A 14,290-nucleotide genomic window follows, 5' to 3' on the forward strand; every position below is an offset into this window, starting at 1 on the left:
ATGTAGAGTTGGCACACCAATTGCATAAATAGAAAGTGAGAGATTTAGGAGAAAGGAGGGGTGCTATGTGAGACACTGTGACGTTTTAATAATAGGCGGTGGTATTATAGGCTGTTCTATCGCGTACTACACATCAAAATACGGAAGAGACGTAACAATCATCGAAAAAGGAGAATTTGTCAGTGGGACGTCTTCACGGTGTGATGGGAACATTTTGGCTATTGATAAAGACCCAGGGTTTGATAGTCAAATGTCGTTAGTAAGTCAAAAATTAGTAACGGATTTAAGTGAAGAGTTGGAGCATTCATTTGAATATAGGGCGCCAGGAAGTATTCTCGTTTGTGAATCAGACGAAGAGATGGAGGCAGCGCAGCAATGGGTAAATCGTCAAAAAGAGGCTGGTTTACCATTTCGAATGCTTGATAGGCAAGATATAAGAGAGGAATCACCATTTTTTGCGGATGATTTATTAGGTGGTTTAGAATGCGCAACTGATTCGACTGTAAATCCATATCTTCTTGCTTTTTCACTTCTTACAGAATCGAAGAAATTTGGTACGAAAGCTTTTAATCATACAGAAGTGAAAGAAATAAAAATAGATATAGACGGTTCCTTTATTGTAGAAACGACAAATGGAACGTTTACTGCGAAACAAGTGGTGAACGCAGCCGGTGTGTGGGCTCCTAAAATCGGACAAATGTTAGATGTGAATATCCCAATTGAACCGAGAAAGGGACATATTATTGTAGCTTCAAGGCAACAACACGTTGGCTGCCGTAAAGTAATGGAATTTGGTTATTTAATTTCTAAATTTGGTGGAAAACGAAAAGTGGATGCTTTAACTGAAAAGTATGGGGTGGCACTTGTATTTGAACCGACAGAAAGCCAAAATTTTTTAATTGGTAGTAGTAGAGAGTTTGTAGGTTTTCATACGAAGATAAATAACGAGGTTATTAAATGTATTGCGAATAGAGCAATTCGTTTTTATCCGAAAATGGCAGATATGATGGTGATTCGTTCATATGCTGGATTACGCCCGTGGACAGAAGATCATTTGCCGATAATTTCACGAGTGGAACATATTCCGAACTACTTTATAGCAGCAGGACATGAAGGTGATGGAATTAGTCTTGCAGCAGTAACCGGGAAAGTAATTGAAGAGTTATTAAATGACAAAGAAACAATCATTCCTATTGAACAACTTCGTTTGAGTCGTTTTACAGAAAGGGTGTTAAACGGATGAGGTCACAAAGAGTCTTTACGACGATTGATACACATACGGGCGGGAATCCAACGAGGACATTAATTAGCGGACTTCCTAAGTTAATTGGGGAGACGATGGCAGAGAAGATGTTACATATGAAAAAGGAGTATGACTGGATTCGTAAATTGTTAATGAATGAGCCACGTGGTCATGATGTAATGTCAGGAGCACTATTAACAGATCCGTGTCATCCTGAAGCTGATATAGGTGTTATATACATAGAGACAGGTGGATATTTGCCGATGTGTGGCCACGATACAATCGGTGTATGTACAGCTTTAGTTGAATCAGGTTTAATTCCAGTAATTGAACCGGTTACTTCTTTAAAGCTAGATACACCAGCTGGCTTAGTTGAAGTAGATATTTCTGTTCAAGATGGGAAAGCGAAAGAAGTCTCCTTCTGTAACATACCAGCTTTTTTACTGAAAAATATTTCTGTACACGTCGAAGAAATTGGAACTGTAGAGGCTGATATTGCGTATGGAGGGAATTTTTATGCCATTATCGATGCGAAGTCAGTAGGTTTAGAGTTAGTACCAGAAAACGCATCTACAATCATTGATAAGGCTATTCATATTAGAAATACAATTAATGAGAAGTTTGAAATCATTCATCCAGAGTATTCGTTTATAAGAGGATTAACACATGTTGAATTTTATACAGATCCTACTCATGAAAGTGCGCATGTGAAAAATACAGTTGTTGTTCCGCCAGGAGGAATTGATCGATCTCCATGCGGCACAGGAACATCAGCGAAGTTAGCTGTATTATATGCTCATAAAAAAATTGATATCGATGAAGAATTTGTTCATGAGAGTATTGTAGGTTCTTTATTTAAAGGGTGTGTTATGAATACAACATATGTAGAAAATATTGAAGCTGTAGTAACGAAAATTACGGGATCAGCTTGGCTTATGGGTATGCATAGATTTTTTTACAATGAAAAGGATCCACTTAAAGAAGGCTTTTTGCTAATTCCGCCGATGGAACATGAAACGGAGGATGTAAAATGAACATTCAAAAAATGTATACAGCAGTAGACGTACACGTAAATGGCGAGGCGTTTCGTGTAATGAAAGACGTACCATGCAAATACTATTACAGTTTGGAGCAATTAAATGAACAATTTTCAGGTGAATTAGCAGAAGAAATGAAGCTTTTATTAAATGAACCACGTGGTTTTATCGGTTTAAATGGATGTATTGTCGTTCCTTCTATTCATAATGAAGTGGATGCAGCTGTATTGTTTTTTAATCATGAAGGATCCATTCCTCTTCATTACGGAGGCATTGTCGCAGTAATAACGATGTTACTAGAAAGCGGGTATTTAAAAAAGAGAGAGTCTAATCAATACAAAATCGAAACGCTATCTGGCATATTTTCAGTCGATGCATATGTAGAGAATGATGAAGTTGTATCTGTTTCGATTGAAAGCAAACTATGTTATATGATTGAGAAAAATTTAAAGATTGGTAATATAAGTTACTCTCTCATACAGGCAGATAAAGTATATGCAGTTGTAGAAAAAGATACGTATTCGCCAGAAATCAGTATTGAAAACATCTCTAAATTAAAAAAATGGGGTGAAGCTACACTTCAAACTATACAAAAACAGTCATTAATAAAAAGACTTATTTTAGTAGATTCTATGCAAAAAGAAAAGAACCATATAAAGTCGATTACATTTCATGAAGATAACTTTATAGTACGTTCACCAGGTTTTGTTTCTACTATTGTGTCTTATGTTCATACATTATTTAAAAATGATTATATAGCGGATAAACCTTTTAGAAATGAAAGTATTTTTAACAGCTTTATAACAGTAGAAAAAGTGAAGAAAGAAGAACTCGGATACATTTTTCGATTTGAAAGTAGAGGGTTTATTACAGGTATGCAAACATTTATATTAGATCCTACTGATCCGTTTCCAACAGGTTTCTTATTAAAATAATATGTTAAAGGGAGAGATAAAGATGCAAAAAATTAAAGGGGCATTTCCAGTATTAATAACACCGATGGATGAATTTCAAGAGATTGATTGGAAAGGCGTAAAACAAAACGTAAACTACTTTATTGAGCAAAAGGTAGCTGGAATTATTATTAATGGAAGTACAGGGGAATTTGTTAGTTTATCAAAAGAAGAACGATTTAACATGGTAGAAACAGTATTAAAAGAAGTTGATGGCCGTATTCCTGTCATTGTTGGAACTGCTGCAGAGACGACGAAAGAAACGATTGAATATACGAAACATGCAGAAGCGCACGGAGCGGATTGCGCATTAATTATAAACTCTTACTATTGTAAACCGAAGGAAGAGGAGATTTATTTTCATTTTAAAGAAATCTCAAACGCTGTAAATATACCAATTATGCTATACAATAACCCATTTACTTCTGGTGTTGATATGAGCACAGAGTTAATGCTCCGTATTGGAAAAGAGTGTAAAAATGTTACACATATTAAAGAATCTAGCGGAGATATTCGAAAAGCGAGAGATTTAGTAAGACAAGGTGAAGGTGCTTTCCAAGTCTTCTGCGGATCTGAAGATTTAGTTATGGAATCTTATTTAGTTGGTGCATCGGGATGGGTTTCAGTAGCCGGAAATATCGTTCCAGGACTCGTTACGAAAATGTATGAGCATTTTCAAAATGGTGAATTAGAAAAAGCGTGGGAAATGAACGATGCTATTTTACCTCTTTGTGAGTTTCTTGAAGGATCAGGAAAGTATGTGCAAATCGTTAAACGTTCAATGGAATTACATGGGCAAGTCGGAGGACCTTCACGTTATCCGAGATTAGGATTAACTGAAGAAGAAGATCAAAAGCTTCAAGCTATTTTACTAGAAATTGCAGCTCATGCAGCTGTTTAAATAAGGAGGAGAGTATATATGTTAACGACAAACATTGAGCTGAAACCAAAAGTGAAAGCGTTTTTAAATGAAGAAATTAAAATGTTTATTAATGGTGAATTTGTTTCTTCAATAAGTGGAAAGACGTTTGAAACATACAATCCAGCAACAGAAGATGTTCTAGCAGTCGTATGTGAAGCGCAAGAAGAAGATGTTGATGTCGCAGTAAAAGCGGCAAGATTTGCTTTTGAATCAGGCCCGTGGGCAGAGATGACTACTGCTGAAAGAGCACACCTTATTTATAAATTAGCAGATTTAATTGAAGAGCATAGAGAAGAATTAGCACAGCTGGAAGCTTTAGATAATGGAAAACCATATCAAGTAGCACTTGATGATGATATCTCAGCGACTGTAGAAAATTACCGCTATTACGCGGGATGGGCTACAAAAATTATTGGTCAAACCATTCCAATTTCAAAAGACTATTTAAATTACACACGCCATGAACCGGTTGGCGTTGTAGGTCAAATTATCCCGTGGAATTTTCCGCTCGTTATGTCTTCTTGGAAAATGGGAGCCGCTCTTGCGACGGGTTGTACGATTGTATTAAAACCAGCAGAGCAAACACCTTTATCTTTACTATATACAGCGAAGCTTTTTAAAGAAGCTGGTTTTCCAAACGGTGTCGTAAACTTTGTACCAGGTTTCGGTCCTGAAGCAGGATCGGCAATTGTAAACCATCATGATATTGATAAAGTAGCTTTCACAGGTTCAACAGTTACAGGGAAATATATTATGCGTCAATCTGCAGAAACAATTAAACATGTAACGTTAGAACTTGGTGGTAAGTCACCAAACATCATTTTAGAAGACGCTGACTTAGAAGAAGCGATTAACGGTGCGTTCCAAGGCATTATGTATAATCATGGTCAAAATTGTAGCGCAGGATCTCGAGTTTTCGTTCATCGGAAGCATTATGAAATAGTCGTAAATGAACTTGTAAAAATGGCGAATGACGTGAAGCTAGGGGCAGGTATGGAGGCGGAAACTGAAATGGGACCGCTCGTATCTAAAAAACAACAAGAGCGTGTGCTAAATTACATTGAACAAGGAAAATCTGAAGGTGCTACTGTTGCAGCTGGTGGTAAACGTGCATTTGAAAAAGGTTATTTTGTACAGCCAACAGTATTCACAAATGTTACAGACGATATGACAATCGTTAAGGAAGAAATTTTCGGACCAGTTGTCGTTGTACTCCCGTTCGATTCGACAGAAGAAGTAATTGAAAGAGCAAATCGCTCGTCTTACGGGCTTGCTGCGGGCGTATGGACACAAAATATTAAAACCGGACATCAAGTTGCCAATAAATTAAAGGCAGGAACAGTGTGGATTAATGATTATAACTTAGAAAATGCAGCTGCACCATTTGGCGGATATAAGCAATCTGGTATCGGACGTGAATTAGGTTCATACGCCCTTGATAACTATACAGAAGTGAAAAGTGTTTGGGTAAATATAAAGTAATAGAGAGTCTAACTGTTAATAAATAGAGGGATGAAATAATGAGAGATGCGGACAACTGGAAGGTTTAATAATAGTTGTCCGTTTTCTTATATATAAAATTACTTTTTTAAAAGAATTATAAGGGGGATTTGGATGGAGAAATTAGTAGAATGGTTAGTAGGGCAAGTTTGGAGTATTGGCTTAGTTGTTTTTGCATTAGGAGCAGGAGTGTATTTCACAATTGCAACTCGTTTTTTACAAATTCGCTATTTTAAGGAGATGATTAAACTATTATTTGAAGGGAAGAGCTCGGAGACTGGGATATCATCCTTTCAAGCATTTTGTTTGGCGTTATCAGGTAGGGTTGGAATTGGTAATATCGCAGGAGTAGCGACAGCTATCGCTTTCGGCGGACCTGGAGCTGTATTTTGGATGTGGGTGATGGCATTATTAGGAGCAGCTAGTGCATTTGTTGAATCAACATTAGCACAAGTATATAAAAGTAAAGTAGGCAATGAATACCGTGGTGGTACGCCATATTTCATTGAGAAAGGCTTGAAAATGAAATGGTTTGCGGTCATTGTAGCGGTCGTTGTAACACTATCATATGGCGTTTTATTACCAGGTATTCAATCGAGTAGTATCGCAGTTGGATTTGAAAATTCAAATGGTATTAGCAAATATATAACTGGTATATTGTTAGTCGTATTATTAGCAGCTATCATTTTTGGTGGCGTAAAGAGAATTGCGGGCGTTTCTCAAATGCTAGTTCCATTTATGGCAATTGGTTATGTAATTGTTACATGTATCGTATTAATTGCGAATGTAACGGAAATTCCAAGTATGTTTGCTTTAATTTTCTCAAGTGCTTTTGGTGTAAATGAAATGTTTGGCGGCATCGTCGGCGCAGCTATTGCATGGGGTGTAAAGCGTGCTGTATTTTCAAATGTTGCTGGTGTTGGAGAAGCAACGTATAGCTCTGCCGCTGCTGAAGTATCTCATCCTGCAAAACAAGGGCTAGTTCAAGCGTTTTCTGTATATATTGATACAATTGTAGTATGTACAGCGACAGCTCTTATGATATTAATAACAGGTATGTATAATGTAATACCTGAAGGGAAAAGCGCTATTGTAAAGAATATGGGAAATGTAGATGCAGGTCCAATCTATACACAACAAGCAGTTGAAACTGTTATGACAGGATTTGGTCCATTATTTATTTCAATCGCAATCTTCTTTTTTGCATTTACAACTTTACTCGCGTACTACTATATCGCTGAAACGACAATCACTTATTTAGATCGTGACCTCAAATATAGCTGGTTAAAATCAGTTTTGAAAATTGGGTTTTTAATTATGGTTTACATCGGTAGCGTAGAATCAGCTTCGCTATTATGGAACCTTGGAGATTTAGGAATCGGTAGTATGGCATGGTTAAACTTAATCGCGATTCTATTATTAAGTAAAACGGCATTAAAAGTGTTAAAAGACTATGAAACGCAGAAAAAAGAAGGGAAAGATCCAGTGTTTGATCCTAAAAATGTGGGAATTGAAGGTTTAACATTTTGGGAAGAAAGAAGTAAAGAGGTTGAAAGGAAAAATTCTAAAGAAAAAGTGTCAGTAGATAATGGGCTGAAACTGTAGATGTGCAAATTTAAAAGTGAAATAAACTGAAAATTCGTTCTATTTTTTAAAGTAAATATTTGTATATGTCCTTTATTTTATCTCATACTAAAGTAAGTGTGAATAAAATGAATGGAGGATATACGATGGAAAATCAACAATATGGCTCTATAAATGATGTATTACTTGATTATAAAGAAGGTATAGGGAATTTTACGCAACAAATCCCTGAAATTGCAGAAACATATAACGCTTTTACACAAGCATGTTTTCAGGAGGGTACATTAACTAAAAGAGAAAAGCAGCTCATTGCATTAGGGATTAGTTTAGCAACACAAGACGAATATTGTACGATTTATCATACGAAGGGCTGTATTGACCAAGGATGTTCTGATAAAGAAATTTTAGAAGCTTGTGGTGTTTCAGCCGCGTTTGCTGGGGGAGCTGCAATGAGTCAGGCAGTAACCTTAGTACAAGAATGTCTGGTGGAATTGAAACATCAAAATCATTAAACAAGAAAAAGCCCTCCTTAAAATATTCTTTTAAGGGGGACTTTCTAGTTTAGTCTAATTTTTTTGAAAGAGTTTCAATTGTTTCATATAGTCGATAGCTTTTGTTTTATTACTCTGTTTAGAAACATAGTGTGCCTCGTTTAAATTTCTATAAAAACTATTAAATATTTCTTCAGAAAGTATGCCGTCAGAGATAGCTTTTTTTACTGCACAGTGTGGTTCATTTGTATGCGAACAATTAGAAAATTTACATTTCCGAGATATACCCGCAATGTCTTCATATCCAAAATCAAAGTTACCTTTATGTTCTATCAAGTCAAATCCCATTTTAATATTCTATATTTTTATAAATCGATGTCTCTATATTAGGGAGAAGTGTGTATATGCTCTTACCAATTAAAGATTCTAATTCTTTCTTAATTGCATAGAATCCCTTCCAATGTAAAGAAGTATGAGAGGTTGTGCCATGACGTAAACCAACTGAAACCAATCTTTTTTCAAGAGTAGTAAAGCCTTCCGCATCAGCAAGTGCGTCACAAAGGGTAATCACCTTATTGTATAAGTCGTAGTCACTGTTTTCATTCAATATTTCAATTAATCGGCTTTCCATATAATCAGGAACAATGCTCCACTCTGCCGCGATATCTAAATGCTCATTTTTGCAAGGAAATGAATGCGTCACACATATAATGGCGTTTCCTGTATACCCTAAATCATTCATATACATATAACCATCATAGGAATGAATAACAGATTTAGTAAAACCTTTATATCTTCCTATGTCATGCAGGAGGGCAGCGTTGTATGCTATATCAGCATCTAGGTCGTACCCATTATTAATAAGTTCAACAACTATCTTTTCAGTTGCAAGGGCAACATTACGTGAATGATCGAACCACGGACCTGGGTTTTGTTCATATGCCCACTGGAGTAATTCTCTTGCATATGTCCTATCTAATATATATTTCATATAGGTATCCTTTCTTTAAAAAATCATATATTTAATAATTTCATCTTAGAATTTCATTATTCCTTCTTTAAAAGTTGTTACAATGAAACAAAAGGGGGAAAAGGAATGCGAAGTATAGTAATAGAAGAAATTAAACGACTTGATGAAGACATTGAAGAGCTTTCTGAACTGTTGAAAACTGTAGTAAATGATGGGGCGTCAATTGGTTTTTTACCTCCACTGGAACAAAAAGAAGCAACAAATTATTGGCAAACTGTATTAGCACCAGAAGTGATATTGTATGTTGCTAAAATAAACAATGAAGTGGCAGGGAGTATTCAATTACATTTAGTTACAAAGCCTAATGGGATACATAGAGCTGAAATTTGCAAGTTAATGACTCATCCGAATTATAGACGAAATGGTATTGGGCGTTTACTTATGCAAAAAGCAGAAGAACGGGCAAAGCAAGAAAACAGATCTCTTTTAGTATTAGATACTAGAGAAGGAGATTCTTCCAATAGATTGTACAAGTCATTAGGCTTTCAAGAATCCGGTAAAATACCGGGGTATGCAATTTCTCCGAATGGTGAGTTAGATGCAACGGTTATTTATTATAAAATGATTTAGTATTTTTATTTAAAAAGAAGGATATTTTCAAACCACAAAGTTGTTATTAGGTCTGAGTATTGATTTATAAAAAGATTGATAAACCCCTGTATAATAGGGGTTTTCTTTTCATTCATTAACTTTATATTGAATGTTCAATTTGAGGGCCAATTTGTATAAGGTTTTAATAGGTTTATAAGAGGTATTATTTAAATAGGAATTTTGAAGTCTTTTGGTGAATATTAAATGTTAATCTAAAAGATGGAGGTTGCTGTGATGTTGAAACTGTTTCAATATAACTGGCAAGTTCGTGATGATTGGTTTACATTGTGCGAAGACATGTCGGCTGAAGAACTGGTAAAGAAACGGGTCGGTGGGTTCGGCAGTATACTACATACCCTATTTCACATTGTAGATGTGGAATATATGTGGATCTTAGGTTTGCGAGGTGAACCAGTGCCTGAGGAGCCATTGTTTGAAGATTATGCTAGCTTGCAAAAAGTGAAAAATCTTTCGGATCAATACCACGAGAAAGTGAAGCCATTTGTGACCTCTTGGACAAATGAAATGGATTCTCGGAAACTTTCAGAAACTGATTTCAATGAAGAACCGATTAGCTCTAGAGACGCCCCAATCAGGCGCCGAGTCATTGAATGTACACACGGAGAGATAATACGTCATGTCATTGTCCATGAAATCCACCATATCGGCCAGTTATCTATATGGGCACGTGAGATAGGAAAGGAGCCAGTTTCCGCAAATCTGAGAGGGAGAGGGCTATTTGATAACTAGACTACCTTTGCCAATTTCGTAATTTATTTATAAACGAATGGTTTAATTGAGTATATTTAAAGCGTGTTTAGATCAATCTTTTTCAAAACACACTTTTTCTTTGTATTATTTTATCTAGGTTTATAGAGTTAATGTAATCAAACTTTTTTCGAAGCTACACTGTGATATATAATTGTAAGTAATTATTAACTACTTTAACGCCGTTTGTATTTTCAGACGGTGTTATAAGTATTTAACAGTAAAACGACAAAATAAATAATAGATTTGATAACTGGTAATTAAAATGCGTGAAGAATTGATATTTTTGTAGCTAGAAGAATTTGAGAAAGTTTTTAGAGGGTTCTTTTAGTAATACTCTTCCACTTATAATGGATGTAGAGAAGATGACTAGGCAACTATAGTTATTTTCATTTCATTTTTGGGAAGGGGATGAAAGAATGAAAAAGACAAGTTTACAAAAGGTGAAGAAGGTTATATTAAGTGGCGGGATATTACTTACGGGGTTATTAACATTTGGATTTTCAGAAAAGGCTTCAGCTCATGGGTATGTAGAATCACCAGCGAGCCGATCTTATTTATGTAAGCAAGGGGTAAATGTAAATTGCGGTCCAGTTCAATATGAACCACAAAGTGTAGAAGGAATAGGGGGTTTTCCGCAATTAGGACCTTCTGATGGACAAATCGCAGGAGCTGGCCATTTTCCTGCTTTAGACGTTCAAGCAGTTGATAGGTGGAAGAAAGTTACGTTAAACGGCGGGATGAATACATTCAAGTGGAAACTAACCGCTCCTCATAGTACGAAAGAATGGAAATACTACATTACAAAGAAGGATTGGAATCCAAATATGCCTTTAACAAGGTCTAGTTTAGATTTAGTGCCGTTCTATGTAAAAAATGATGGCGGAGTTAGACCGGGGACAACAGTAACGCATGAAGCAAATGTACCAACTGACCGTAATGGCTACCATCTTATTTTAGCTGTTTGGGAGATTGCGGACACTGGAAATGCGTTTTATCAAGTTATTGATGTGAACCTTGTGAATAATGGTTTAAATTCCAATTTTGCTTTTAACAATGTAGTGCAAGTTCCTAAACTATTTTAAATTAAATATACATTTTGATCATCTAATTCATTTTAGATGATTTTTTTTATGAAAAATATAGAAGAAACTGCAATTATTTATAAAAAAATGTGTCTAAAATATTGTCATATTTGCTTCTTTAAGATATCCTTTTCATGAAGAGGTGGAAAACATGGAAAAAGTACTAGTTTTCGGGCATAAAAACCCAGATACAGATGCAATTTGTTCTGCGATTGCTTATGCAGAATTGAAAAAAGAATTAGGAATGAATGCTGAGCCTGTACGTTTAGGCGAAATCAGTGGTGAAACTCAATTTGCGTTAGACTCTTTTAAAGTAGAAGGACCGCGTTTTGTTGAGACAGTAGCAAACGAAGTGGACAACGTTATTTTAGTTGACCATAACGAGCGTCAACAAAGTGCTAACGATATCGAATCTGTTCGTGTGTTAGAAGTTATTGACCATCACCGTATTGCTAACTTTGAAACAAGCGATCCTATTTACTACCGTTGTGAGCCAGTTGGATGTACAGCTACAATCTTAAACAAAATGTACAAAGAAAATGGCGTTACAATTCGTAAAGAAGTTGCTGGTTTAATGTTATCTGCAATCATTTCAGATTCTTTACTATTCAAATCTCCAACTTGCACAGAACAAGACGTAGCAGCAGCTCGTGAATTAGCGGAAATCGCTGGTGTAGATGCAGATAGCTACGGCTTAGAAATGTTAAAAGCTGGTGCTGATTTAAGCGGAAAAACAATGGAGCAATTAATCTCTCTTGACGCTAAAGAATTCCAAATGGGTAACGCGAAAGTTGAAATCGCACAAGTAAACGCTGTTGATACAAACGACGTTCTTGTACACCAAGCAGAACTTGAAAAAGTTATCACTACAGTAGTAGAAGAAAAAGGTTTGGACCTATTCTTATTCGTTGTAACTGATATCTTAACTAACGATTCTGTTGGTCTTGCGATTGGTAAAGCAACAAACGTTGTTGAGAAAGCTTACAACGTAACATTACAAAACAACACAGCTACTTTAAAAGGTGTTGTATCTCGTAAAAAACAAATCGTTCCTGTATTAACAGAAACATTCCAAGCTTAATATTATTGAGTATGGATAAAAGAAAGGACAAGTAGTCATATTGGCTACTTGTCCTTTTTATTATAAAATTACAGAAGAGCCTATTGGATGGAAATAAAAAAGGATAGCAATAGCTATCCTTCTTATCATTTATTCATAAGATCGTTTCTTATTTATATAAAATGTGATAATAGCTGCAATAATGAAAATAGGTATTGCGTACGCTTGCCCAACAAAGAATTTCCAACCTACAGTATTATAGCCCTCAGATGCTGGAATGATAATCGCGATGATACAAACAATAATATAAGCTAATAATGCTGGGAGTATATTTTTCATAGTTGTTCACCTCCTTTTTATACTATATTTATATATTGTGCTATTGAATAGAGATTGGGAGATTAAGTGTACTTGATTTTACGAAATCTTTACAAATTCACTAAAGGATGAGGAGTCTGCATGCTGTATGAAAGTGACTTTAGTACGGTGTGTTTATGTAATAATACATATGCTTAATAGACTGTTCTGAAATAAATTAAACCAAATATAGGATATAATGTAATTTTATCTTTCGAGATAAGTATATAGTATTCTGTAAAAAAATGTACTGAAAAATTGATATTTCATAAGAAATATAGAATCGAGGTAAGAAATAACGATGAAAAGGTTATGCATAATTCCATGCGGAAAGAAGAAAATTTGGGATAAGTACTCAGATTACAGAGAGGCAGAGGCAAAAGATGTATATATTAGTCCATTCGGAAAAGCATGTCAGGCGTATGCAACTGAGTTTTTCGAGAATTGGGTTATATTATCAGCAAAGCATGGATTTTTAAGACCAAATGATATTGTAAAGGGAAATTATGATCTTGCATTTGATTCAAATAGTAATGAGATTATTAGCATAGATCAATTAAAACAACAGATGATTGATAAAGATTTACTTCAGTTTGATGAAATAGTATTACTTGCAGGGAAGAAGCATAAAAAAGTTGTGACGAAGCTATATCCAGAAGAAATCATTACATATCCATTAGAAGGGTGTAAAGGAATTGGGTATATGTTGCAGAGGTTGAATGGGGCAGTGGAAGCGCAGAAGGAAGTATAGGGATAAATTAGTAATATAGATTCAAATTATACCAAATTAATACATTTAAAATAGACTAGTAAACAAGCCTTTTTACGTTTTTAAACATAGAATATGATGAACGCTATTGAGGGGAGAGTCATATTCATGTGTAATAATTGTGGTTGTAGACGCAGAGATTGTAATAGATTTTGGGATGATTTAATGTTTGGAAGATGTAGACGCAGAGATTGTGATGATTGTGGTTGTAGACGTAAACGTGACTGTGATTGTGATGATTGCCGTCGCAATCGTAAACGTGACGACGATGATGATAAATGTCGTAAGTGGTAATATTTTAAAAAGAGTACTTCGAAGTAAGTACTCTTTTTGTGTATAAACCTTTTAAATTCCATCTTGAACAGATTTTTTTTCAATTTCCCATGAATCCTGTTTTATAATCTTTAAAGCTACATTAGTACCATTAGATTCCTTATAAAAGATATATCCGTGGTTTGATTTAACGTAAGTTAAAGGCTCGCCAATGCAATCTTTAGAACAAGATGTGTTGATAAGTTCAATTAAGGATAGTTCGCTAGGATCGGTTTTACTAGCATCTATAAGTGTATCAAGGTTTGTTTTACGAAAACCTTGTAAGTTTACATCGAAATTCTTTTCTATTTCTCCAGTAACGCTAGTATTCATTACTTCAACTGAATTTTTCTTTTCTAGAAGAAAACCATTTCCATAAAGGAATTTTGTATAACCAAGCCAGGCGATTAAAAATAGTATAAAAAACATACCAGTTGTTTTAAGTTTTCGAAGCCGTTTACTTACGATTGATTCTGAATATTTCATTCAGCCTAATCCTCCAATGTTTTTATTTTAAAGTATGCTTGGGTATATATATTTAGAAGGAGATGAAAGTTAGAGAGTTACTGATTCAAAAAAAGAAAGCAT

17 protein-coding genes are annotated in these 14,290 nt (G+C 35.2%); 13 read left to right on the forward strand and 4 right to left on the reverse strand.

What is annotated here, in order from left to right; all coding sequences use genetic code 11:
* Positions 1–67: 67 nt before the first annotated feature.
* The 7 genes from BG05_RS17615 (at position 68) to BG05_RS17645 (ending at position 7,751) form a co-directional block, all read left to right on the forward strand.
* Entirely contained in the window at positions 68–1,243 is a 1,176-nt protein-coding gene (locus BG05_RS17615; protein ID WP_003189778.1) for an NAD(P)/FAD-dependent oxidoreductase, read from the forward strand.
* On the forward strand, positions 1,240–2,277 hold the full coding sequence (locus tag BG05_RS17620; protein ID WP_001257535.1) for a proline racemase family protein: 1,038 nt from the start codon (positions 1,240–1,242) through the stop codon (positions 2,275–2,277). Before BG05_RS17615 ends, BG05_RS17620 begins: the two co-directional genes overlap by 4 nt.
* Positions 2,274–3,215, forward strand: a complete 942-nt coding sequence (locus BG05_RS17625) for a proline racemase family protein (protein ID WP_016120361.1) — start codon at positions 2,274–2,276, stop codon at positions 3,213–3,215. The genes BG05_RS17620 and BG05_RS17625 overlap by 4 nt, the downstream gene beginning before the upstream one ends.
* 22 nt (positions 3,216–3,237) lie before the next feature.
* Entirely contained in the window at positions 3,238–4,134 is an 897-nt protein-coding gene (dapA, locus tag BG05_RS17630) for a 4-hydroxy-tetrahydrodipicolinate synthase (RefSeq protein ID WP_002127763.1), read from the forward strand.
* Between the two features lie 18 nt (positions 4,135–4,152).
* Positions 4,153–5,637 carry an aldehyde dehydrogenase family protein gene (locus tag BG05_RS17635; RefSeq protein ID WP_003189783.1) on the forward strand — a complete coding sequence of 495 codons (1,485 nt, stop codon included), beginning with the start codon at positions 4,153–4,155 and terminating at the stop codon, positions 5,635–5,637.
* A 132-nt stretch (positions 5,638–5,769) separates the two neighbouring features.
* On the forward strand, positions 5,770–7,260 hold the full coding sequence (locus tag BG05_RS17640) for an alanine/glycine:cation symporter family protein (RefSeq protein WP_003189786.1): 1,491 nt from the start codon (positions 5,770–5,772) through the stop codon (positions 7,258–7,260).
* A 125-nt stretch (positions 7,261–7,385) separates the two neighbouring features.
* Positions 7,386–7,751 (forward strand): carboxymuconolactone decarboxylase family protein, encoded by a 366-nt coding sequence (locus BG05_RS17645; RefSeq protein ID WP_002168216.1) that lies wholly within the window; start codon positions 7,386–7,388, stop codon positions 7,749–7,751.
* 54 nt (positions 7,752–7,805) lie between these two features.
* On the opposite strand, the gene BG05_RS17650 is transcribed toward BG05_RS17645, so the two are convergent.
* Complete coding sequence (locus tag BG05_RS17650; protein ID WP_033713265.1) at positions 7,806–8,078, reverse strand: P-loop NTPase family protein; 273 nt, start codon at positions 8,076–8,078, stop codon at positions 7,806–7,808.
* Between the two features lies 1 nt (position 8,079).
* A complete protein-coding gene (locus tag BG05_RS17655; protein ID WP_003189790.1) occupies positions 8,080–8,721 on the reverse strand; it encodes an HD domain-containing protein in 642 nt (213 codons plus the stop codon).
* A 105-nt stretch (positions 8,722–8,826) separates the two neighbouring features.
* Between BG05_RS17655 and BG05_RS17660 the strand changes: the two genes are divergently transcribed.
* From BG05_RS17660 to ppaC, 4 genes are all read left to right on the forward strand, one after another.
* Positions 8,827–9,330: a GNAT family N-acetyltransferase gene (locus BG05_RS17660; protein ID WP_002012989.1), complete on the forward strand. Its 504-nt coding sequence runs from the start codon at positions 8,827–8,829 to the stop codon at positions 9,328–9,330.
* 255 nt (positions 9,331–9,585) lie between these two features.
* Positions 9,586–10,101, forward strand: a complete 516-nt coding sequence (locus tag BG05_RS17665) for a DinB family protein (RefSeq protein ID WP_002168219.1) — start codon at positions 9,586–9,588, stop codon at positions 10,099–10,101.
* Positions 10,102–10,538: 437 nt separating this feature from the next.
* On the forward strand, positions 10,539–11,204 hold the full coding sequence (locus BG05_RS17670) for a lytic polysaccharide monooxygenase (RefSeq protein ID WP_002127752.1): 666 nt from the start codon (positions 10,539–10,541) through the stop codon (positions 11,202–11,204).
* A gap of 151 nt (positions 11,205–11,355) precedes the next feature.
* Positions 11,356–12,285: a manganese-dependent inorganic pyrophosphatase gene (ppaC, locus tag BG05_RS17675; protein WP_002032629.1), complete on the forward strand. Its 930-nt coding sequence runs from the start codon at positions 11,356–11,358 to the stop codon at positions 12,283–12,285.
* A 129-nt stretch (positions 12,286–12,414) separates the two neighbouring features.
* Here ppaC and BG05_RS17680 read toward each other — a convergent pair whose 3' ends face one another.
* Positions 12,415–12,603 (reverse strand): DUF4017 family protein, encoded by a 189-nt coding sequence (locus tag BG05_RS17680; RefSeq protein WP_002012993.1) that lies wholly within the window; start codon positions 12,601–12,603, stop codon positions 12,415–12,417.
* A 319-nt stretch (positions 12,604–12,922) separates the two neighbouring features.
* On the opposite strand from BG05_RS17680, the gene BG05_RS17685 reads away from it, so the two are divergent.
* Positions 12,923–13,372 carry a DUF6884 domain-containing protein gene (locus BG05_RS17685; RefSeq protein ID WP_002127751.1) on the forward strand — a complete coding sequence of 150 codons (450 nt, stop codon included), beginning with the start codon at positions 12,923–12,925 and terminating at the stop codon, positions 13,370–13,372.
* Positions 13,373–13,498: 126 nt separating this feature from the next.
* A complete protein-coding gene (locus tag BG05_RS31115) occupies positions 13,499–13,684 on the forward strand; it encodes a hypothetical protein (RefSeq protein ID WP_002085081.1) in 186 nt (61 codons plus the stop codon).
* A gap of 51 nt (positions 13,685–13,735) precedes the next feature.
* On the opposite strand, the gene BG05_RS17690 is transcribed toward BG05_RS31115, so the two are convergent.
* On the reverse strand, positions 13,736–14,188 hold the full coding sequence (locus BG05_RS17690) for a hypothetical protein (protein WP_002012998.1): 453 nt from the start codon (positions 14,186–14,188) through the stop codon (positions 13,736–13,738).
* Between the last annotated feature and the right edge of the window lie 102 nt (positions 14,189–14,290).

Source organism: Bacillus mycoides, from assembly GCF_000832605.1.
In the GTDB taxonomy this organism is placed as follows: Bacteria; Bacillota; Bacilli; order Bacillales; family Bacillaceae_G; genus Bacillus_A; species Bacillus_A mycoides.

Bases quoted from the DNA above. Each gene is read 5' to 3' on its own strand.
- BG05_RS17670 (WP_002127752.1), top strand. From the start codon at position 10,539: ATGAAAAAGACAAGTTTACAAAAGGTGAAGAAGGTTATATTAAGTGGC.
- BG05_RS17660 (WP_002012989.1), top strand. From the start codon at position 8,827: ATGCGAAGTATAGTAATAGAAGAAATTAAACGACTTGATGAAGACATT.
- BG05_RS17680 (WP_002012993.1), bottom strand. From the start codon at position 12,603: ATGAAAAATATACTCCCAGCATTATTAGCTTATATTATTGTTTGTATC.
- BG05_RS17650 (WP_033713265.1), bottom strand. From the start codon at position 8,078: ATGGGATTTGACTTGATAGAACATAAAGGTAACTTTGATTTTGGATAT.
- BG05_RS17635 (WP_003189783.1), top strand. From the start codon at position 4,153: ATGTTAACGACAAACATTGAGCTGAAACCAAAAGTGAAAGCGTTTTTA.
- BG05_RS17640 (WP_003189786.1), top strand. From the start codon at position 5,770: ATGGAGAAATTAGTAGAATGGTTAGTAGGGCAAGTTTGGAGTATTGGC.
- ppaC (WP_002032629.1), top strand. From the start codon at position 11,356: ATGGAAAAAGTACTAGTTTTCGGGCATAAAAACCCAGATACAGATGCA.
- dapA (WP_002127763.1), top strand. From the start codon at position 3,238: ATGCAAAAAATTAAAGGGGCATTTCCAGTATTAATAACACCGATGGAT.
- BG05_RS31115 (WP_002085081.1), top strand. From the start codon at position 13,499: ATGTGTAATAATTGTGGTTGTAGACGCAGAGATTGTAATAGATTTTGG.
- BG05_RS17625 (WP_016120361.1), top strand. From the start codon at position 2,274: ATGAACATTCAAAAAATGTATACAGCAGTAGACGTACACGTAAATGGC.
- BG05_RS17685 (WP_002127751.1), top strand. From the start codon at position 12,923: ATGAAAAGGTTATGCATAATTCCATGCGGAAAGAAGAAAATTTGGGAT.
- BG05_RS17645 (WP_002168216.1), top strand. From the start codon at position 7,386: ATGGAAAATCAACAATATGGCTCTATAAATGATGTATTACTTGATTAT.
- BG05_RS17690 (WP_002012998.1), bottom strand. From the start codon at position 14,188: ATGAAATATTCAGAATCAATCGTAAGTAAACGGCTTCGAAAACTTAAA.
- BG05_RS17655 (WP_003189790.1), bottom strand. From the start codon at position 8,721: ATGAAATATATATTAGATAGGACATATGCAAGAGAATTACTCCAGTGG.
- BG05_RS17620 (WP_001257535.1), top strand. From the start codon at position 1,240: ATGAGGTCACAAAGAGTCTTTACGACGATTGATACACATACGGGCGGG.
- BG05_RS17665 (WP_002168219.1), top strand. From the start codon at position 9,586: ATGTTGAAACTGTTTCAATATAACTGGCAAGTTCGTGATGATTGGTTT.